At 53.6% G+C, this 19320-nt stretch carries 19 protein-coding genes; 11 read left to right on the top strand and 8 right to left on the bottom strand.

What is annotated here, in order from left to right:
* Positions 1 to 26 precede the first annotated feature (26 nt).
* The 4 genes from gpsA to AC4OVS_RS21340 are packed head-to-tail and all read right to left on the bottom strand — an operon-like array spanning position 27 to position 2239.
* Positions 27 to 1046, bottom strand: a complete 1020-nt coding sequence (gene gpsA, locus AC4OVS_RS21325; RefSeq protein ID WP_006812398.1) for an NAD(P)H-dependent glycerol-3-phosphate dehydrogenase — start codon at positions 1044 to 1046, stop codon at positions 27 to 29.
* Positions 1046 to 1513 (bottom strand): protein-export chaperone SecB, encoded by a 468-nt coding sequence (secB, locus tag AC4OVS_RS21330; RefSeq protein ID WP_003860835.1) that lies wholly within the window; start codon positions 1511 to 1513, stop codon positions 1046 to 1048. The genes gpsA and secB overlap by 1 nt, the downstream gene beginning before the upstream one ends.
* Before the next feature lie 31 nt (positions 1514 to 1544).
* Complete coding sequence (grxC, locus tag AC4OVS_RS21335; protein WP_003860837.1) at positions 1545 to 1796, bottom strand: glutaredoxin 3; 252 nt, start codon at positions 1794 to 1796, stop codon at positions 1545 to 1547.
* An 11-nt stretch (positions 1797 to 1807) separates the two neighbouring features.
* Positions 1808 to 2239, bottom strand: coding sequence for a rhodanese-like domain-containing protein (locus AC4OVS_RS21340; protein WP_003860840.1), 432 nt, complete (start codon positions 2237 to 2239; stop codon positions 1808 to 1810).
* 248 nt (positions 2240 to 2487) lie between these two features.
* Here AC4OVS_RS21340 and gpmM point away from each other — a divergent pair, with 248 nt between their 5' ends.
* The 3 genes from gpmM to AC4OVS_RS21355 are packed head-to-tail and all read left to right on the top strand — an operon-like array spanning position 2488 to position 6261.
* Positions 2488 to 4032: a 2,3-bisphosphoglycerate-independent phosphoglycerate mutase gene (gene gpmM / locus AC4OVS_RS21345; protein WP_017383605.1), complete on the top strand. Its 1545-nt coding sequence runs from the start codon at positions 2488 to 2490 to the stop codon at positions 4030 to 4032.
* A gap of 33 nt (positions 4033 to 4065) precedes the next feature.
* The gene (gene envC / locus AC4OVS_RS21350) at positions 4066 to 5325 is read left to right on the top strand and encodes a murein hydrolase activator EnvC (RefSeq protein WP_230259580.1); all 1260 of its coding nucleotides are present in this window, start codon (positions 4066 to 4068) and stop codon (positions 5323 to 5325) included.
* A 3-nt stretch (positions 5326 to 5328) separates the two neighbouring features.
* On the top strand, positions 5329 to 6261 hold the full coding sequence (locus AC4OVS_RS21355) for a divergent polysaccharide deacetylase family protein (RefSeq protein WP_032622054.1): 933 nt from the start codon (positions 5329 to 5331) through the stop codon (positions 6259 to 6261).
* A gap of 11 nt (positions 6262 to 6272) precedes the next feature.
* Here the strand turns inward: AC4OVS_RS21355 and AC4OVS_RS21360 are convergent, their stop codons facing one another.
* Entirely contained in the window at positions 6273 to 7073 is an 801-nt protein-coding gene (locus AC4OVS_RS21360) for a glycosyltransferase family 2 protein (RefSeq protein ID WP_069596131.1), read from the bottom strand.
* Positions 7074 to 7279: 206 nt separating this feature from the next.
* Here AC4OVS_RS21360 and AC4OVS_RS21365 point away from each other — a divergent pair, with 206 nt between their 5' ends.
* Both AC4OVS_RS21365 and AC4OVS_RS21370 read left to right on the top strand, forming a co-directional pair.
* Positions 7280 to 8485, top strand: a complete 1206-nt coding sequence (locus AC4OVS_RS21365) for a glycosyltransferase (protein WP_046621782.1) — start codon at positions 7280 to 7282, stop codon at positions 8483 to 8485.
* Between the two features lie 15 nt (positions 8486 to 8500).
* A complete protein-coding gene (locus AC4OVS_RS21370) occupies positions 8501 to 9415 on the top strand; it encodes a hypothetical protein (RefSeq protein ID WP_063137880.1) in 915 nt (304 codons plus the stop codon).
* A 26-nt stretch (positions 9416 to 9441) separates the two neighbouring features.
* Here AC4OVS_RS21370 and tdh read toward each other — a convergent pair whose 3' ends face one another.
* The gene (tdh, locus tag AC4OVS_RS21375; protein ID WP_017383610.1) at positions 9442 to 10470 is read right to left on the bottom strand and encodes an L-threonine 3-dehydrogenase; all 1029 of its coding nucleotides are present in this window, start codon (positions 10468 to 10470) and stop codon (positions 9442 to 9444) included.
* 9 nt (positions 10471 to 10479) lie between these two features.
* Complete coding sequence (gene kbl, locus AC4OVS_RS21380) at positions 10480 to 11676, bottom strand: glycine C-acetyltransferase (RefSeq protein WP_032626568.1); 1197 nt, start codon at positions 11674 to 11676, stop codon at positions 10480 to 10482.
* A 215-nt stretch (positions 11677 to 11891) separates the two neighbouring features.
* Here kbl and rfaD point away from each other — a divergent pair, with 215 nt between their 5' ends.
* The 6 genes from rfaD (at position 11892) to AC4OVS_RS21410 (ending at position 18202) form a co-directional block, all read left to right on the top strand.
* Positions 11892 to 12872 carry an ADP-glyceromanno-heptose 6-epimerase gene (gene rfaD, locus AC4OVS_RS21385; protein ID WP_022646634.1) on the top strand — a complete coding sequence of 327 codons (981 nt, stop codon included), beginning with the start codon at positions 11892 to 11894 and terminating at the stop codon, positions 12870 to 12872.
* Between the two features lie 79 nt (positions 12873 to 12951).
* Complete coding sequence (gene rfaF / locus AC4OVS_RS21390) at positions 12952 to 13998, top strand: ADP-heptose--LPS heptosyltransferase RfaF (protein WP_063152715.1); 1047 nt, start codon at positions 12952 to 12954, stop codon at positions 13996 to 13998.
* Positions 13999 to 14001: 3 nt separating this feature from the next.
* Positions 14002 to 14985 carry a lipopolysaccharide heptosyltransferase RfaC gene (gene rfaC / locus AC4OVS_RS21395; RefSeq protein ID WP_022646632.1) on the top strand — a complete coding sequence of 328 codons (984 nt, stop codon included), beginning with the start codon at positions 14002 to 14004 and terminating at the stop codon, positions 14983 to 14985.
* Between the two features lie 3 nt (positions 14986 to 14988).
* Positions 14989 to 16098 (top strand): glycosyltransferase family 9 protein, encoded by a 1110-nt coding sequence (locus AC4OVS_RS21400; protein ID WP_063152713.1) that lies wholly within the window; start codon positions 14989 to 14991, stop codon positions 16096 to 16098.
* 5 nt (positions 16099 to 16103) lie between these two features.
* Positions 16104 to 17003, top strand: coding sequence for a glycosyltransferase family 2 protein (locus tag AC4OVS_RS21405; RefSeq protein ID WP_023305212.1), 900 nt, complete (start codon positions 16104 to 16106; stop codon positions 17001 to 17003).
* Entirely contained in the window at positions 16991 to 18202 is a 1212-nt protein-coding gene (locus AC4OVS_RS21410; protein WP_022646629.1) for an O-antigen ligase family protein, read from the top strand. The genes AC4OVS_RS21405 and AC4OVS_RS21410 overlap by 13 nt, the downstream gene beginning before the upstream one ends.
* Before the next feature lie 26 nt (positions 18203 to 18228).
* Here the strand turns inward: AC4OVS_RS21410 and AC4OVS_RS21415 are convergent, their stop codons facing one another.
* A complete protein-coding gene (locus AC4OVS_RS21415; RefSeq protein ID WP_023299025.1) occupies positions 18229 to 19182 on the bottom strand; it encodes a polysaccharide deacetylase family protein in 954 nt (317 codons plus the stop codon).
* Positions 19183 to 19320 lie beyond the last annotated feature (138 nt).

The raw sequence follows: 19320 nt of genomic DNA on the forward strand, positions 1-19320 counted from the left end.
GTCATTCAGGTGACGATACTTCCCGGCTAATTGCTGCTGCGCTCGTCCTTGCGCGCACGACCTAATAAGGTCAATGCTGCCTCGCGCGCATTTTTTCCGCAATACAATACCTGATAAATTTCCTCGGTTATTGGCATTTCGACACCGAAACGATGCGCCAATTCGCGAACTTCTTTGGTATTGCGATAGCCTTCAACCACCTGACCAATCTTCTCCTGCGCGCTTTTGACATCGCTACCCTGTCCGAGCATCATGCCAAAGCGGCGGTTACGCGACTGGTTGTCGGTGCAGGTCAACACCAGATCGCCCAGCCCAGCCATTCCCATAAAGGTGGCCGGATCGGCGCCCAGCGCTTCGCCCAGGCGTGACATTTCGGTCAGGCCACGGGTGATCAGCGCAGTACGCGCATTCGCGCCGAAGCCGATGCCGTCAGACATCCCGGCCCCGATGGCAATGACGTTCTTCACCGCACCGCCCAGCTGTACGCCGATAAAATCAGGGTTGCTGTACACGCGGAAGCTTTTGCCGCAGTGCAGCAGTTGCTGAAGATCGTCGGAAAATGCCTGGTCGGTGGACGCCAGCGAGATCGCCGTCGGCAAGCCCGCAGCCAGCTCTTTGGCGAATGTCGGCCCGGAGATCACCGCCAGCGGGATCGCTGTTCCCAGCGCTTCGCGGGCAACGTCCTGCAACAGACGTCCGGTTTCCGCTTCCAGCCCTTTCGTCGCCCACACAATACGCGCATCCGCACGCATCAGCGGCTTAATCTGACGCAGGACTTCGCCAAACACATGGCTTGGCACCACAATCAAAATATTGCGGCTGGCCGCCAGCGCGGTTGCGAGGTCGCTTTCCAGATACAGAGAGTCAGGGAACGGAACGTCCGGGAGAAACGCCACGTTGCAGCGGTCGTGTTGCAACGTCGCGATATGTTTTGGATCGTGGCCCCACAGGACCACGTCGTGACCATTTCTTGCCAGTGTGATGGCAAGAGCGGTGCCGTAAGAGCCGGCACCGATCACAGTCATTGACGCATTAACAGTGCTCATCAGGCATCCTGATGTTGTTCGGCACCTTCGCCAGCCTGCTGCTGTAGATAGTTCATAAACAGCGCATCAAAGTTGACTGGCGCAAGGTTCAGTTGCGGGAATGTACCGCGAGAAACCAGGCTGGTGATGCATTCACGCGCATACGGGAACAGAATGTTCGGGCAGTATGCACCCAGGCAATGCGCCATCTGGTTACCTTCGATGCCGCCGATAGAGAAGATACCGCCCTGCTGGACTTCGCACAGGAATGCAGTTTCTTCGCCCAGGGAGGCGGTCACGGTGACACGCAGTACGACTTCATACACGTCATCCGCCAGCTGGGTGGATGCGGTATCCAGATCAAGTTTAACCTCTGGCTGCCAGTCTTTCTGGAAAACGTGCGGCGCATTTGGCGCTTCGAAAGAGACATCCTTGGTGTAGATGCGCTGGATCTGGAAAGTCATCTCGGTGTTGTTTTGTTCTGACATGGAAAAACCCTTTTTAATTGTCCTAAAGTCTCTAGCTCAGCAGCGGATCGAGTCCACCGCGGGCGTCGAGCGCATACAAGTCATCACAGCCGCCAATGTGCTGCGCATCAATAAAAATCTGTGGAACCGTTGTGCGACCACTGCGTTGGATCATCTCTTCGCGTTTAATCGCGTCACCATCAATCGGCAGTTCCTTAAACGTTACGCCTTTGCTGGACAGCAGCGCTTTCGCTCGGTGGCAGAACGGGCACGTTGCTTTGGTGTAGATCTCAATATTGGCCATCACTTAACTCCTTATTTACCGCGCACTAAAGGAAGATTCTCCCCGCTCCAGCCGGAGATGCCTTCTTTCAGCACCGTTACGTTTTCAAAGCCTGCTTTATGCAGTGCGTTGGCAGATTCCTGCGCCTGCATGCCAGTGCCGTCAACAACAATAATCGGCTGGGCTTTATGCTTCTCCAGCTCACCAATGTTGTTCGCTTTAATTTCCGCTGGCAGCAGGTTGATAGCACCTGCAATATGGCCCTTGCGGAAATCGTCGCGCTGACGCAGATCGACAACCACGGCGTCCTCTTTGTTGATCAGACGTGTCGCTTCACCGCGGGTGATCACCTTAATTTTAGACGTCAGACCCTTAAATGTGGTGAACAGTACAGCGACCAGCAGGCCAATCCACGCGATGCTCAGAACCGGGTGGCGGCTAACGAATTGCATAATTTCTTGCATGGGGGGTAACAACTCCCGACTAAGTGATTAAAAAAACCAGGACAGGAGTATACCTGTGCGCTGTGGCAAATACAGCCAGCGACATAAAGCTAATCTATTTTCTGCGGCATGCCACGAAAAAAAAGCCTCAAAATGGCCCGAGAACGGCCTTGCCTCCACGCTTTCTTTGATCTTCTGCGGCTATTTTATCGATTCAGCTGTAGTAAAATTACGCAAATTTTTTGTCTCTTGAGCATGAGGTTGTCGCAATGTCGGTTTCTAAAAAACCTATGGTACTGGTGATTCTGGATGGCTATGGCTACCGTGAAGATCAACAGGATAACGCCATTTTCAACGCCAAAACCCCGGTTATGGATGCGCTATGGGCAAAACGTCCCCACACCCTGATTGATGCGTCTGGTCTGGAAGTCGGCCTGCCGGATCGTCAGATGGGCAACTCTGAAGTGGGTCACGTTAACCTGGGCGCAGGCCGTATCGTTTATCAGGACCTGACGCGCCTGGACGTTGAAATCAAAGAACGTACATTCTTTGCCAACCCAACGCTCACCGGAGCAGTTGATAAAGCCGTTGCCGCAGGCAAGGCCGTGCACATTATGGGCCTGCTCTCTGCGGGCGGCGTTCACAGCCACGAAGATCACATCATGGCGATGGTAGAGCTGGCCGCTGAGCGCGGTGCGGAAAAAATCTATCTGCACGCCTTCCTGGATGGTCGCGATACGCCGCCACGCAGCGCAAAAGGTTCTCTGAAAGCCTTTGAAGATAAATTTGCCGCACTGGGCAAAGGCCGCGTGGCATCCATCGTTGGCCGTTACTATGCCATGGACCGCGACAACCGCTGGGACCGCGTTGAGCAAGCCTATGATCTACTGACCCTGGCAAAAGGCGAGTTCCAGTTCCCGACCGCCGTTGAAGGCCTGGAAGCGGCTTACGCGCGTGATGAAAACGACGAATTTGTGAAGGCAACCGTGATCCGCGCTGAAGGCCAGGCCGATGCCGCTATGGAAGATGGCGATGCGCTGATCTTCATGAACTTCCGTGCTGACCGCGCGCGCGAAATCACCCGCGCCTTCGTCAACAGCGATTTCGACGGTTTCGCCCGTAAGAAAGTGGCGAAGATCGATTTCATCCAGTTGACCGAGTATGCAGCGGATATCAAAGCCCCATGCGCGTATCCACCCGCTTCCCTGGAAAATACCTTCGGCGAGTGGATGGCGAAAAACGATAAAACGCAGCTGCGCATCTCCGAAACTGAGAAGTATGCGCACGTGACCTTCTTCTTTAACGGGGGCGTAGAAGAGCCGTTTAAAGGCGAAGACCGCATCCTGATTAACTCACCGAAAGTCGCCACATACGATCTCCAGCCAGAAATGAGCTCTGCGGAGCTGACCGAAAAACTGGTGGCCGCGATCGAAAGCGGTAAATACGACACCATCATCTGTAACTATCCGAATGGCGACATGGTGGGCCACACCGGCGTGATGGAAGCTGCCGTTAAAGCGGTTGAAGCGCTGGACCACTGCGTTGAGCAGGTCGCGAAAGCGGTTGAATCCGTGGGCGGCCAGCTGCTGATCACCGCTGACCACGGTAACGCAGAACAGATGCGTGACCCGGCAACCGGTCAGGCGCATACTGCCCATACCAACCTGCCTGTTCCACTGATTTATGTAGGTGATAAGTCAGTGAAAGCAGTGGAAGGCGGCAAGCTTTCCGACATCGCGCCAACCATGTTGTCGCTGATGGGTATGGAAATCCCTGAAGAGATGACTGGCAAGCCGCTGTTCATCGTGGAATAATCGCTCCCCATGAGGGGAAAGGCGATTTTTTCAATCACATGGGTCGTGAAGCCGTTTCGGTTATCAGTCAGACCTCTGCTTTGCGCCAGCGCACTCAGCGCTGGCGTATTGCTGTGCGCCGCATCTGCCCACGCGGATGACCGCGACCAGCTCAAATCCATTCAGGCCGATATCGCCGCCAAAGAGCGTGTGGTACGCCAGCAGCAGCAGCAGCGCTCTGCCCTGCTTGCCCAGCTTAAAAAGCAGGAAGAGGCCATTTCCGCCGCCGCGCGTAAGCTGCGTGAAACGCAAAACACTCTTGCCCAGCTTAATAAGCAAATCGATGAAATGAACGCGTCGATTGCGAAACTGGAGCGTCAGCGCGATGCCCAGGAGCGCAACCTTGCTGCACAGCTTGACGCCGCTTTCCGCCAGGGTGAGCACACAGGCCTTCAGTTGATCCTCAGCGGTGAAGAGAGCCAGCGCGGTCAGCGTTTACAGGCCTATTTCGGCTATCTCAACCAGGCTCGTCAGGAGACCATTGCGCAGCTGAAACAGACGCGCGAAGAAGTCACCACGCAAAAAGCCGAGCTGGAAGAGAAGCAGAGCCAGCAGCAAACGCTGCTCTACGATCAGCAGGCGCAGCAGGAGAAGCTTGAGCAGGCGCGCAATGAGCGTAAGAAGACGCTCGCCGGGCTGGAGTCCTCTATCCAGGCAGGACAAAGCCAGCTGAGCGAAATGCGCGCCAACGAATCCAGACTGCGTAACAGCATTGCCCGGGCAGAGGCCGCGGCCAAAGCGCGTGCCGAAAAAGAAGCGCGCGAAGCGCAGGCGGTGCGTAATAAGCAGCAGGAAGCCTCCCGGAAAGGCACCACCTACAAACCGACTGAAAATGAACGTTCCCTGATGTCGCGTACCGGCGGCCTCGGCTCCCCGCGTGGTCAGGCTTACTGGCCCGTTCGCGGTACGATCCTGCATCGCTATGGCGAACAGTTGCAGGGTGAGCTACGTTGGAAGGGGATCGTTATCGGTGCGTCTGAAGGTAGCGAAGTGAAAGCCATCGCCGATGGCCGCGTGATCCTGGCCGACTGGCTACAGGGTTACGGGCTCGTGGTGGTGGTCGAGCACGGTAAAGGCGACATGAGTCTTTACGGCTACAACCAGAGCGCGCTGGTCAGCGTTGGCACTCAGGTGCGCGCGGGTCAACCCATTGCCCTTGTGGGCAGCAGTGGCGGTCAGGGCCGCCCGTCACTCTATTTCGAAATTCGTCGTCAGGGTCAGGCGGTCAATCCACAGCCGTGGTTGGGAAGATAAGTTTTGCTTCAATTTCGTCGAATTGTTTTTTCCGTCGTCAGCGCACTGGCGCTGGCTGCACCGGTTTATGCAGGCAAACTCGCGATTGTGATTGATGACTTCGGTTATCGACCACACTATGAAAATCAGGTGCTGGCGATGCCGTCAGCCATCTCTGTCGCCGTCCTGCCTAATGCGCCTCACGCGCATGAAATGGCGACCAAAGCGCACAATGGCGGCCATCAGGTCCTCATCCATCTGCCGATGGCCCCTCTCAGCAAGCAGCCGCTGGAAAAAGATACCCTGCGTCCGGACATGAGCAGCGACGAGATCGATCGCATCATCCGCGATGCGTACAATAAAGTGCCGTATGCCGTGGGTCTGAATAACCATATGGGCAGCGCGATGACCTCCAGCCTGTACGGTATGCTGAAAGTGATGCAGGCGCTGGAGCGTTACAATCTCTACTTCCTCGACAGCATGACCATCGGCAATAGCCAGGCGATGCGTGCCGCTCAGGGGACGGGTGTAAAAGTCATCAAGCGCAAAGTCTTCCTGGACGACTCCCAGAACGAAGCGGATATCCGCGTGCAGTTCAACCGCGCGGTACAGCTGGCGCGCCGTAACGGTTCGGCGATTGCCATTGGGCATCCGCATCCGTCTACCGTTCGCGTTTTGCAGCAAATGTTGCCGGGCTTACCCGCCGATATCACGCTGGTGCGTCCGAGCGATCTGCTCAATGAACCTCAGGTGGATACTTCCCGTCCGGGTAGCGCGCAACCACCCGCAACGCAGCCGCGTAATCCATTCCGCGGCGTGAAGAACTGCACGCTGAAACAGCCGCCTGAACCGGTCTATGCAACCCGCTTCTTCACGGTGATTGGCGAAAGCATCAGCAGCAGTACGCTGGTTAAATACGTCCAGCAACAGTGGCAGGGTTGGGGAAAAAAAGCCTGATCGGCTAACGCCTATTCTGCCAGATAAGAGTTCGACTGCTCTTTTGCAACGGACTCTTTCTTTTCTCGATCCTGATACCAGGCCTTGAAATACTTCAAAAAACTGTACGCCGTGGCATAAAACCCTGTCACCACACCCACTTTGCCCTGACGCCACGCACCGCTAAACAGATACCATTTGAAAAATGCGCCGATAGCGCTGATCGCGCCGCGACCAAGAGAGGGACGTATCGTCTGATATTGAACCAGGCGAGTGGTATATCCGTTTAATTTATTGAAAAGTTCATGCAGTGAATAAAACGTATCATGTCTGACATAGCCAGGAATACGTTCAGAACGGAGAAAACCTTCAACCTGATCGTCTACTGGCCGGTTATTAAATCGCGACTGCGTACGGTTAAAAAGACGCACCGGATAATCCGGAGATGAGACTGGATAAATCGTTCGGACATTTTCTCCCAGAACAAACCAGTGACGACATATCCGCCACGCCATATCCGATTCGGGTTCATCGCCCATTTTTAATTTTAAAATAGCACCAACGGTTTCTTGATCGAGTATTTCGTCACTGTCCATGCACAGCACCCAGTCGTTGTGCGCATGGGATATGGCATGGTTCATCTGCTCGCCGTGCCAGCTATATTTTTTGAATATGGGCGACAATCCATAACTCTGGCAAATATATATCGTTGCGTCTGTACTGCCGGAATCAACTACAACGAATTCATCCGCTATTTTTAAAAGAGGAGGAATAACATCGTGCAACGTTCTTTCGGAGTTAAACGTTAATAAGCAAACCGTTATTTTAAACATATTCTCACTCTCTCAAAAACAACATAAAATTTTTGCGCTAATACTATCGAATTGAGAAGAGGCGATTAAAGTCTTAAATCGCACTTTTAAAATAAGCGCGTTTAAAACCTTTCCTTATAAAAAGACAAAGAAATACAAAAAATCTATTTTATTTCAGTAAATTCTTTATAATGCGGTCAGATGAAGGGTAGCATACGGATTCAGACATGCCGCAAAAACGTAAAATCCTCCTCCTGGACACAGGCAAAGAATGGGGGGGAGGTACCAACAGTATGCTTGAGCTTCTGAAGCGAATCAACCGCGACAAATTCGACATTACCTGTTGTTTTTACAGTGATTATAGTCGTGCTGAAGGTCAAACGATAGGCCAGGTGCTCAACAGCATTGGGATCCCATTACTCGTTATCCCTCAACGTAAGCAACCGGCATGGGCAAAACTCCTGAAAGAAGCGGGACGTGGTCTGCTGTTTTTCTCGCGTTCGGCGCGCAAAGCATTTACGCGGCATATTGATACCCTGTGGCGTATCCGGCCCAACGTCAGCAAGATCGAGACCATTTTCAGGGAAGGTGGATTCGATACGCTGTATATGAACAACCAGCCAGGCTCTAATGAAGAAGGGTATCTGGCGGGCGCAAACCTGCGTGCACGGATAATCCAGCACTGCCGGATTGAACCAGTGCTGACCCCGCCGCTGGTGAAGCTGGTGAATGCCCATGCCACAAAAATCATTGCCGTCTCGCACGGCGTTGAACGCGTGCTACTTCAGCATGGCGTCCGGCCAGAGCTGTGTACCACGGTCAACAATGCCATCGACATCCATCAGCCTTTGCCGGACCGATGCGCGATGCGCCAGCGACTGAATATTGAAGACGATACGTTTGTATTCGGCAGCATTGGCTCGTTAATCCCTCGTAAGGCCAACCACCACACGCTGGAGGCGCTGGCACAGTTCAGCCAGAGACACCCGCAGGCAAAATGGAAAATGGTGCTGGTCGGTGAAGGGGCTGAACGCGGCGCGCTGGCTGCACAAGCTGATGCATCAGGTATTGCTGAGCACGTCATTTTTACCGGTTTCCAGAACACGCCTTTTGACTATCTCGCCACTTTTGACGCGTTCATTCTGGCCTCGCAGAGCGAAGGCTTGCCCCGCGTCGTGCTGGAAGCAATGCTGCTCAACATCCCCGTGATTGGTTCAAAAGTGACCGGCACGGCAGAATTGATCGACCATGAGTCGACCGGGCTGCTGTTCCCCTGGAGCGACGTGTCGCAACTTGCTCAACATCTGGATAATATCTGGCAGGATCCTGCTCTGCGCACCCGGCTCGCCGCAGCCGCGCACCAGAATGTCTGCAACATGTATGCCATTGAAAGCTATGTTAACGGTGTCGAGGCCGTTCTTGGCGCGCAATAACCAAACGAGAAGAACATGTTTAAATTCCTGAATGCTCGCTACCGCCACATTACCGGGCGTCATAACATTCCTTACGCTTCCCTTCCGGTCACGCGCGATCTCGTTGCGGTTGATTCCATTGTGATCCCGTGTACGGGCGCGGATTTCGTCGAAGAGGCGTTATTGTCAGCGACCTTTGCAGAGCGTTATGCCTCTGACGTCAGCGAGATTGTTATCGTCAGCGATCAGCCTGAATCCGCTTTCGGCGAACTGCCGCCAAAAACCCGCGTTGTTACCCTCACGCTTCCAAAACGTGAAGAAGGTTACCGCTATAAGCAGATCTACCTCAGTCGTCTGGTGAAGCTTAACGCTCCGTTGCAGGCGCGCGGTCAAGGTGTGCTGATGATCGACTCCGATCTCAACCTGCTTAAAATGCCAGAGATCAACATGGCGGATATGCACATCTACTCCAGCTTCCGTCAGGGCAAAATGATTGCCAAGCTGGACGGCGCGCCAGCGGAGAAAGTGCCGGCGTATTACAAAGAAACGGTGCGCCCGTATCTGGTCGATCACGTTAACGGCGCGTTTCTTGCCGCCACCAAAAAGACCTGGCGCCGTATCTGCCCGCTGTGGCTGACGCTGTTCCAGGATACCTGGGAGCTGATGGACGATACGCAGCCGCCGACCGATCAGCTGCCGCTCGCTGCGCTGCTGGACATGCTGGATGTCAAAACGGTTAACCTGGGCGACTGGATGAACTGGCCGGTCTCCAAGAAGATCGGCGGACAGGAAGCCGTTGTGCCGAAAGAGGTGATTGGCGCGCACGGCGGTTTCCCACTTTCCGAATGGCAGAAGTATCTGGAATCACCGGATAATAAGCTGCTGTTCAAAGGTCAGGATTACACCCGCAAGGTGCGTTACCTGACGGACGAAGAGAAAAAGAATCAGTAAAAAAGGGGCCTCAGGCCCCTTTTTGATTACTTATCCCAGCTCAGGATCACTTTCCCTGACTGGCCGGAACGCATTGCGTCGAAGCCCTGCTGGAACTCATCGATGGAGAAACGGTGAGTGATAATCGGGGACAGATCCAGACCGGACTGGATCAGCGCAGCCATCTTGTACCAGGTTTCGAACATCTCGCGGCCATAAATGCCCTTAATGAACAGCCCTTTGAAGATGACTTTGTTCCAGTCGATGGACATATCTGACGGCGGAATACCCAGCATCGCGATACGGCCTCCGTGGTTCATGGTGTCGAGCATGGTGCGGAACGCCGGTGGCGCGCCGGACATCTCCAGACCCACGTCAAAGCCTTCGGTCATGCCCAGCTCTTCCATCACGTCTGTCAGGCTCTCTTTCGAGACATCCACCGCGCGGGTGACGCCCATTTTGCGCGCCAGCGACAGGCGGTATTCGTTCACGTCGGTGATCACCACGTTGCGCGCACCCACATGCTTCGCCACGGCTGCCGCCATAATGCCGATTGGGCCCGCGCCGGAGACCAGCACGTCTTCACCCACCAGGTCAAAGGAGAGCGCCGTGTGTACCGCGTTGCCGAACGGGTCGAAGATGGAGGCCAGGTCGTCAGAGATATTGTCCGGGATTTTGAACGCGTTAAACGCCGGGATCACCAGGTATTCCGCGAAGCATCCCGGACGGTTCACACCCACGCCGACGGTATTGCGGCACAGGTGCGTACGCCCACCGCGACAGTTGCGGCAGTGACCGCAGGTAATGTGGCCTTCACCGGAGACGCGGTCGCCAATGTTGAAGCCTTTCACTTCCTGGCCAATGCCGACCACTTCGCCGACATATTCGTGGCCGACAACCATTGGCACGGGAATGGTTTTTTGCGACCACTGGTCCCAGTTATAGATGTGAACGTCAGTACCGCAGATGGCGGTTTTACGAATTTTGATCAGTAGATCGTTATGACCGACTTCCGGCTCCGGCACGTCGGTCATCCAAATCCCTTCTTCCGCTTTCAGTTTGGATAACGCTTTCATCACACGTCCTCAGGCAATTACGCCCAGCTGTTTGCCGATGCGGGTAAAGGCTTCCACCGCACGTTCAATTTGTTCAGGCGAGTGCGCCGCAGACATCTGGGTGCGGATACGCGCCTGACCTTTTGGTACCACCGGGAAGAAGAACCCGGTCACGTAAATCCCTTCTTTCTGAAGCTCACGAGCAAATTTCTGCGCGACAACCGCGTCGCCCAGCATCACCGGAATGATCGCATGGTCAGCGCCTGCCAGGGTGAATCCTGCGGCACTCATTTTTTCACGGAACAGGCGGGCGTTAGCCCACAGGCGGTCGCGCAGCTCAGCCCCGGATTCCACCATCTCCAGCACTTTAATAGAGGCGGCCACAATCGCCGGCGCCAGGGAGTTGGAGAACAGGTACGGGCGGGAGCGCTGACGCAGCCACTCAACCACCTCTTTGCGCGCAGCAGTGTAGCCGCCAGACGCGCCACCAAGCGCTTTGCCCAGCGTACCGGTGATGATATCTACGCGGCCCATTACGTCGCAGTATTCGTGGGAGCCGCGGCCATTTTCGCCGACAAAGCCAACCGCGTGAGAGTCATCCACCATCACCAGCGCGTCGTATTTATCCGCCAGATCGCACACGCCATTCAGGTTGGCGATCACGCCATCCATGGAGAACACGCCGTCGGTGGCGATCAGCACGTGGCGGGCACCGGCTTCACGGGCCTCTTTCAGGCGGGCTTCCAGCTCAACCATGTCGTTGTTGGCGTAGCGGAAACGCTTCGCTTTACACAGGCGAACACCGTCGATGATGGAGGCGTGGTTCAGGGCGTCGGAGATAATCGCATCTTCTGCGCCGAGCAGGGTTTCAAACAGACCGCCGTTGGCGTCGAAGCAGGATGAGTACAGAATCGCGTCTTCCATTCCGAGGAAGTTCGCCAGCTTTTGCTCAAGCTGCTTGTGGCTGTCCTGCGTACCGCAGATAAAGCGAACGGAGGCCATACCGAAACCGTGGGTGTCCATGCCGTTTTTCGCCGCGGCAATTAGCTCAGGGTGATTCGCAAGACCTAAATAGTTGTTCGCGCAAAAGTTGATCACATGGCTGCCGTCGGCAACGGTGATGTCCGCCTGCTGGGCAGACGTGATAATACGCTCTTCTTTGAACAACCCTTCCGCACGTGCGGTGTCGAGGTCGCTGTTTAACTGTTTGTAAAAATCACCACGCATTGCAATTCTCCAGACTCGGCAAATTTTGGCACATATTACCCAAACCAATAGTTCATGACGAGATGACGCCGTATCTCTTCTCGTTTTTGCAGCATAAATCACGTGTACCCCTGCTGCATATCGGTGAATGGCTGAAGACCGGGCATTGTGATGATATGATAAAGAGATTAGCGTTCGGGATGTTCCCCGGACTCCACACTTCAAAGGTTACAGTTATGATCATCGTTACCGGCGGCGCGGGCTTTATCGGCAGCAATATTGTTAAGGCCCTCAATGACAAAGGCATCACCGACATCCTGGTGGTGGACAACCTGAAAGACGGCACCAAGTTCGTAAACCTGGTGGATCTGAACATCGCTGACTACATGGATAAAGAAGACTTTCTTATCCAGATTATGGCGGGTGAAGAGTTCGGCGAGATCGAAGCCATCTTCCACGAAGGGGCCTGTTCCTCCACCACCGAGTGGGACGGCAAGTACATGATGGATAACAACTATCAGTACTCCAAAGAGATCCTGCACTACTGCCTGGAGCGTGAAATTCCGTTCCTGTACGCCTCTTCCGCGGCAACCTACGGTGGACGCACTTCAGATTTCATCGAATCCCGCGAGTATGAGCAGCCGCTGAACGTTTACGGTTACTCCAAATTCCTGTTTGATGAGTACGTGCGTCAGATCCTCCCAGAAGCCAACTCTCAGATTGTCGGCTTCCGCTACTTCAACGTCTACGGACCGCGCGAAGGCCACAAAGGCAGCATGGCGAGCGTGGCGTTCCACCTGAACACCCAGTTAAATAACGGCGAAAGTCCGAAACTGTTCGAAGGCAGCGACGGCTTTAAGCGTGACTTCGTCTACGTAGGCGACGTGGCGGCAGTGAACCTGTGGTTCCTGGAAAACGGCGTGTCCGGCATTTTCAACCTGGGCACAGGCCGCGCGGAATCCTTCCAGGCGGTGGCAGACGCGACGCTGGCTTACCACAAGAAAGGCAGCATCGAGTACATTCCGTTCCCGGATAAGCTGAAAGGCCGCTACCAGGCATTCACCCAGGCGGACCTGACTAACCTGCGCGCCGCAGGCTACGACAAGCCGTTCAAGACCGTTGCCGAAGGCGTAACGGAATATATGGCCTGGCTGAACCGTGACCGCGATATAAATTCACAAAATCATTCGAGCGGTATCAAGGCGGCAACGAAGTGAATCTTCGGGAGCTTACAAAAGTAAGTGACTGGAGTGAACGCAGGCAGCCAACGCAGAGACAGCTTGAAGGATGAAGTGAATGAAAATACTGGTGATCGGCCCGTCCTGGGTGGGCGACATGATGATGTCGCAAAGTCTCTATCGCACGCTCAAGGCGCGTTATCCCCAGGCGATAATCGACGTGATGGCACCCGCATGGTGCCGTCCGCTGTTATCGCGTATGCCGGAAGTGAACGAGGCGATCCCGATGCCGCTCGGCCACGGGGCGCTGGAAATCGGTGAACGCCGCAAACTCGGCCATAGCCTGCGCGAGAAACGCTATGATCGCGCATATGTCCTGCCAAACTCCTTCAAATCCGCTCTTGTGCCCTTCTTTGCGGGCATCCCGCACCGTACCGGTTGGCGCGGTGAAATGCGCTACGGCCTGCTTAACGACGCCCGGGTGCTGGATAAAGAGGCCTGGCCGCTGATGGTAGAACGCTACGTGGCGCTGGCCTACGACAAAGGCGTGATGCGCAGCGCGAAAGATCTGCCGCAGCCGCTACTGTGGCCGCAGCTCCAGGTAAGCGACGGGGAGAAATCCCACACCTGCAACGCGTTTGGCATTTCGTCCGAACGCCCGATGATTGGCTTCTGCCCCGGCGCGGAGTTTGGTCCGGCAAAACGCTGGCCGCACTATCACTACGCAGAGCTGGCGAAACAGCTGATCGACGAAGGCCATCAAATTGTGCTGTTTGGCTCAGCGAAAGATCACGAGGTGGGCAATGAAATTCTCGCCACGCTCAGCACCGAGCAACAGGCCTGGTGCCGAAACCTGGCCGGGGAAACGCAGCTCGAGCAGGCGGTTATTTTGATTGCCGCCTGTAAAGCCGTTGTCAGCAACGACTCTGGCCTGATGCACGTCGCCGCCGCGCTGGATCGTCCGCTGGTGGCGCTGTATGGCCCGAGCAGCCCGGACTTCACGCCGCCGCTGTCGCACAAAGCGCGCGTAATTCGCCTGATCACCGGCTACCACAAGGTACGTAAAGGTGATGCCGCAGAAGGCTACCATCAGAGCCTGATCGACATTACGCCGCAGCGCGTTCTCGAAGAGCTCAACGAACTTCTGTTGAGCGAAGAAGGATAACGAATGCGGGTATTGATCGTTAAAACCTCTTCGATGGGCGATGTGCTGCATACGCTGCCGTCACTGACGGACGCGATGCGGGCCATTCCCGGCATTCGTTTTGACTGGGTGGTGGAAGAAGGCTTCGCGCAGATCCCCACCTGGCACGAAGCGGTTGACCGCGTGATCCCGGTGGCCATTCGCCGCTGGCGCAAAGCATGGTTCTCCGCACCGATTAAAGCCGAACGTAAAGCCTTCCGCGAAGCGGTGCAGGCCCGGCGTTACGACGCGATCGTTGACGCTCAGGGCCTGGTGAAAAGCGCCGCGCTGGTCACGCGTCTGGCGCACGGCGTAAAGCACGGCATGGACTGGCAAACCGCCCGCGAACCGCTGGCGAGCCTGTTCTATAATCGTCGCCACCATATTGCGAAGCAGCAGCACGCCGTGGAGCGCACCCGCGAGCTGTTCGCGAAAAGCCTGGGCTATGCAAAACCTGAAGCCCAGGGTGACTACGCTATTGCACAGCATTTTTTGCGCGAGACGGAGGAGCATGCCGAACCGTATCTGGTGTTCCTGCATGCCACAACGCGCGACGATAAGCACTGGCCGGAAACGCACTGGAGAAGGCTGATTGAACTAATGCAACCTTGCGGTATCCATATTAAACTCCCGTGGGGTGCAGAACATGAGCGGCAGCGTGCGGAGCGTCTGGCAGCAGGCTTTTCCCACGTTGAGGTGTTACCCAAACTCACGCTGGCGCAAGTTGCCGCACAGCTGGCGGGCGCTAACGCCGTCGTTTCTGTGGATACAGGGTTAAGCCATTTAACCGCCGCACTGGATCGTCCTAATATCACGATTTTCGGCCCGACCGATCCGGGGTTGATCGGGGGTTACGGTAAAAACCAGCATCAGATGGTCAGCCCTACGCAACAAACGAAGGATATTAGCGCAGATGCTATTTTTTCATTTTTACAGGGCAGCCATCGGCTTTCCAACAGGGATATTTAACCCATGAGTTATGTATTTCTGCTGATTTTACTCTTTCCGGTGAAACTCCTCCGGAAGCTGTTTCGAAAAGACACGGGCAAAAACCTTGTCATTCAGACAGCCAAAATCGGTGACTTTATTAATGCGACACCTCTACTGGCATATCTGCAAAAAAGCGATGTGTTGGTCAGTCGCAGCGTTGGTGCGCTGGCGAAGCATGATGAGACTATCGAGCAGATCTATTTTATTGAGCAGCATAAGCGCAACCTGTGGCGTAAACTGTGCTTCGCGTGCAGGATCATGAACCGCTACGACAACGTCTACCTGCTACAACCCAACAGCGTGAACCTCTTTTTTGCCGCCGTCTGCAATGCTAAAAACAAACAATTTTTAACCATTTACACGCGCAGGTGGTATCACGGGATTTTCTATCTTGCGGCTGACGGTACCGTTGAGCATGGCAAAAAAACGCTTTCGGTGACGAACTACCTGAAACTGGCCGACCGCGCACTCACATGGCAAGACTCTCCCAAGCACGCCACAAAGCCGCTCTTTGAACCGACGACCTGGCCGGCCATTCTTGATAAACCTGACGTTATCCGCATCGGCATCAGTATTGCGGCGGGCAATAAAGCCAAAACCGTTCCTCCGGTTATCTGGAAGCGGATTGTTGATCAACTCGCTGATTTACCCTGCGAGTTTTATGTCTTCGGTGCGCCAAATGAACAGTCGTGGATGGACGATATCACCCGCCTTTACGGTGAAATCCCTAATTTTATCAATCTTATTGGCAAAATTTCGCTGGAAGAGCTTCCCTGGGCCATTTCTAAGATGGACTGTTATATCGCGTCTGACTCGGGGAATGTGTATATCGCAGACGCCGTTGGCGTTCCGGTAGTCCTGCTGTTTGGTCCGTGTTGTCACTATGAACAACGTCCGCTTGGCAATGTGTTGCTGATCGGGAATGACGACAACATTTGTTCTTATGTGTTTGAAACGCGCTATTACTTCATGCAAGAACGGGAAGCACTATTCTCTGTCACTGACTCCGCGTTACACGATCTTCAGCAGTTTATCCGTACATTACCCAAAGCCCGCTCACTGGCTAGCGCTACCGACGCTCAAGGAAACTAATTTTTATGGCTTTTTTAAGCGTCATTATTGCTGCGCATAACGCTGAAGCTACGCTGCATGCCACGCTTTCAAGCCTGCTGGCAGCAACCGTTCAAGACACTGAAATTATTATTTTTAATGACAGTTCTGAGGATACCACGCAGGCAATAATTGAAGAGTGGTCACCTAAATTTCCTCAGATCATAACGCGCACCGTGAACTTTCGTAACGTCGGCCGGGTACGAAACAGTGCTGTCGCACTGGCATCCGGTGAATATATTACGATGCTCGACAGTGACGATTGCTTAAAGCCGGGCAGCCTCAGGGACGCAATTACCTTTCTGAAAGCGCAACGTCCGGATATGTTACTGACACGTTTGCTTGAGATTCGCGATCCCCGGAAAATGACTTCAGACTGGCAGGGATTCAATCCTGTGCCATTGTCACAACATGAAGCAGTCGCTCGTTTCTTACGCCATAAAGACTTTCAGGCGCATCTCATTGGCCAGTTTATTCATCGTAGCCTGTACGAAAGCAACCCTATTCCTCCAATGTTATGTTATGAGGATTTCGCTGTCTTCCCCGGAATGTTGATGCAGTCGAGCAAAATAGTCTATCAACGCCAAGGGCATTATTATTACGTCAAGCGTCGCGACAGTTTGTCGAGCAGTCTGGACGCCAGCAAAATTTCAACGCTTGTCGAATGCACGTTACAGATGGAAAGAACATTTCCGTCAAGCTACAGGCATCTTGTCAATTGCCACTGGTTTGATATTTACAGCAACCATCGGTCCTGTCTTACAGACCAACAATTGCAACTCGTGAAACAACGCGTAAAGGCCATGTACACATTGTCTTTTTTCCTGTCCACCGATGTTCGTTTTAGCTACAAAAAAAGGGTTATTGAGGCGTTATGGAAAAAATAAAACCACGGCTATATCAACTGACGATTGCTTTGAGCCTCATCTCTTTGATGCTGGCATTAGTCAGTTCAGGGAAGCAAAGAGAGTTTTTCTATATTGCTATTTACGTCAGTATTATTGGCCTGGCTTTCGAATATAAAAAAATCACTCTTCGACCTTTTACTATAGCGCTGCCCATTCTGCTGATTGGGTTACTTAACCTCGGCTGGTACTTAATCTATGAGTATCATAACGAGGGACTCAACCTTTATAGCGACTATCTAGGCGCCAGCAAAAAGTTAATTTTAGCGAGTATCCTGATTTTCTATATTGACCGCTTTAAGTTTTACATTGATAAAGACAACTTCAGGAAATTTTTCTTCTACGCAGCGGCCTTAGGGTTTGTGCTCGCCACAGGATATGGCTTGTGGCAGGCCTCGCAAGGTATGACTCGCGTTGAGATGGCAATTAACCGTGCCACCGTTTCAGCCTATGTTTATTCTGTCCTGTCACTGGCTTTCGTATACAGTCTTTACCTTCAGCAGAACGTGAAGCTGTATGTTGTCGCGGGTTTCACTATATTAATCTCTTACTTCGTCATACTGTTGACGGGTACCCGTGCTGCGATGGGTTTATATCTGCTTCTGGCGATAGTGCTCACGCTATATCATTTCAGAAAAATTCATCTCAAATCCACTCTCATCTTTTTATGCATTGTGGCCGGCATTGTCGTCGTAAGCTACAAACCGTTGATTGCACCGAAAATAACGCAAACCCAAATTGAAGTTGAGAAATATCAGCAAGGCTATGACCGCACGTCACTGGGCGCACGTTTTTCGATGTGGACTGTCGGGATCGAGAATGGTCTTGCACATCCGTTGGGGCAATCACTTGAAGAGCGTGAAACGTGGACACGGCAGTATATAAAAGACGGTCATCCACATCTTGCTACCGCGCTCGTGTACATCAAAGTCCACCTGCATAATGAATTTATAGAGAAATATTCATTGCAGGGGATCCCCGGCGTGGCGGTAATGCTCTTTTTCTTCGTTTCGATGATTGTGTATGCCCTACGAAACAGAAACGCACTGCTGCTAACCTCGATGCTACTTTTGCTTTTGTATGGACTGACGGATGTCATACTGCTCAGTTCAGAAGCCTTAATCTTCTTTATGGTTTTGTTTGCATTAAGTACACCTTTCACCCAAACAAAGCAGCAATAGCAAATATGCCCGCCTGGCGGGCATAACTATTTTTTGTACTGGTAAAACTCCGCCAGCGTCATCCCCACGGTCTTATCTGATAACCAGGTAAAGAGCTGCTCCAGATCCTGATAAAGCCCCTCAATCGCGGCCTCGTCTTTAAAAGTAGGGCTCCCGCCAGGCATAAATTCCGACGAATGCAGCATGAACTCTACGTAGTCATTTCCCTGAGACAGGCACTGCTGCGCCACCTTAATCATCTCCTCCGCGTTACCGCCGGCCGGGCGTAACCAGTTAACTGACGGAGAACGGTATTTACCGCGCAGACGATCGTAACCCTGCTTCAGGGAATTCAGCCATGCCGGGTGTTTATACTGGATGCTCATTGGCACTTCGAGGAGAAGGCTGTTTCCCGGCCGGGAAATGTCGTCTACGTCCAAAAAGTAGGCGCGATCGGGAAAATGCTGGTAATTCGTTCCGCCATTACCCTGCGGGGCACCTTTCGCGTTGCGCCAGTTCACGCGCGGCGTAACGGAACAATCTACCTGATACCCCAGCTCAATCAGCAACCGGGCGTAACGGCTGTCGAATGCCCAGCGCCCGGCGCGATGGCTGAGCATTTTTGTCTGGAAGGTCTCTTCCAGTAGGCGGGTCATGAACAGCACTTTCTCACGCATGACCTCGTCTGAAAACTCAATCAGATAAGGCTGCCAGCGCCAGTCATCACCGGTCAGATCGTGCTCCGGAGGGCTGTTCCAGGCATGGAGATGCATTCCTACCTCGCCCTGCCCCCGGGCTATGACCTCTTTCGCGAACTCAATGAACACCGGTTCGACGGCCATCTCGTAGTTGGTGAGCCAGACAGGCTTAAAGCCGAAACGCTCGCAAAGCGTCTGAAACCGCGCCAGGTAGCGCGCGTTTTCCGTTTTGATGACCCGGTGGTTCTGCCAGAGATTATCCCCTTCGGTATCGATCGTGATGATAAACGCTGGTTTTTTCATAATGAGTCCGCAAGACAAAATAGTTAGCGCTATGTTACGCACGCCCGAAAGCAGGAGTAAACCCTTCCAGGGAAATTCCTGACATTATGGAGAAAGAGTGCAAGTCGTTACCAGGTCTATTAGAATTGCCAACAGTAC

It is taken from the genome of Enterobacter sp. 4974935, assembly GCF_058661735.1.

What these genes read in the sequence shown, in the direction of transcription:
- rfaF (WP_063152715.1), top strand. Translation starts at nt 12,952, where the DNA reads ATGAAAATACTGGTGATCGGCCCGTCCTGGGTGGGCGACATGATGATG.
- AC4OVS_RS21370 (WP_063137880.1), top strand. Translation starts at nt 8,501, where the DNA reads ATGTTTAAATTCCTGAATGCTCGCTACCGCCACATTACCGGGCGTCAT.
- AC4OVS_RS21405 (WP_023305212.1), top strand. Translation starts at nt 16,104, where the DNA reads ATGGCTTTTTTAAGCGTCATTATTGCTGCGCATAACGCTGAAGCTACG.
- AC4OVS_RS21400 (WP_063152713.1), top strand. Translation starts at nt 14,989, where the DNA reads ATGAGTTATGTATTTCTGCTGATTTTACTCTTTCCGGTGAAACTCCTC.
- grxC (WP_003860837.1), bottom strand. Translation starts at nt 1,796, where the DNA reads ATGGCCAATATTGAGATCTACACCAAAGCAACGTGCCCGTTCTGCCAC.
- rfaC (WP_022646632.1), top strand. Translation starts at nt 14,002, where the DNA reads ATGCGGGTATTGATCGTTAAAACCTCTTCGATGGGCGATGTGCTGCAT.
- kbl (WP_032626568.1), bottom strand. Translation starts at nt 11,676, where the DNA reads ATGCGTGGTGATTTTTACAAACAGTTAAACAGCGACCTCGACACCGCA.
- tdh (WP_017383610.1), bottom strand. Translation starts at nt 10,470, where the DNA reads ATGAAAGCGTTATCCAAACTGAAAGCGGAAGAAGGGATTTGGATGACC.
- secB (WP_003860835.1), bottom strand. Translation starts at nt 1,513, where the DNA reads ATGTCAGAACAAAACAACACCGAGATGACTTTCCAGATCCAGCGCATC.
- AC4OVS_RS21360 (WP_069596131.1), bottom strand. Translation starts at nt 7,073, where the DNA reads ATGTTTAAAATAACGGTTTGCTTATTAACGTTTAACTCCGAAAGAACG.
- AC4OVS_RS21365 (WP_046621782.1), top strand. Translation starts at nt 7,280, where the DNA reads ATGCCGCAAAAACGTAAAATCCTCCTCCTGGACACAGGCAAAGAATGG.
- gpmM (WP_017383605.1), top strand. Translation starts at nt 2,488, where the DNA reads ATGTCGGTTTCTAAAAAACCTATGGTACTGGTGATTCTGGATGGCTAT.
- rfaD (WP_022646634.1), top strand. Translation starts at nt 11,892, where the DNA reads ATGATCATCGTTACCGGCGGCGCGGGCTTTATCGGCAGCAATATTGTT.
- AC4OVS_RS21415 (WP_023299025.1), bottom strand. Translation starts at nt 19,182, where the DNA reads ATGAAAAAACCAGCGTTTATCATCACGATCGATACCGAAGGGGATAAT.
- gpsA (WP_006812398.1), bottom strand. Translation starts at nt 1,046, where the DNA reads ATGAGCACTGTTAATGCGTCAATGACTGTGATCGGTGCCGGCTCTTAC.
- AC4OVS_RS21410 (WP_022646629.1), top strand. Translation starts at nt 16,991, where the DNA reads ATGGAAAAAATAAAACCACGGCTATATCAACTGACGATTGCTTTGAGC.
- AC4OVS_RS21340 (WP_003860840.1), bottom strand. Translation starts at nt 2,239, where the DNA reads ATGCAAGAAATTATGCAATTCGTTAGCCGCCACCCGGTTCTGAGCATC.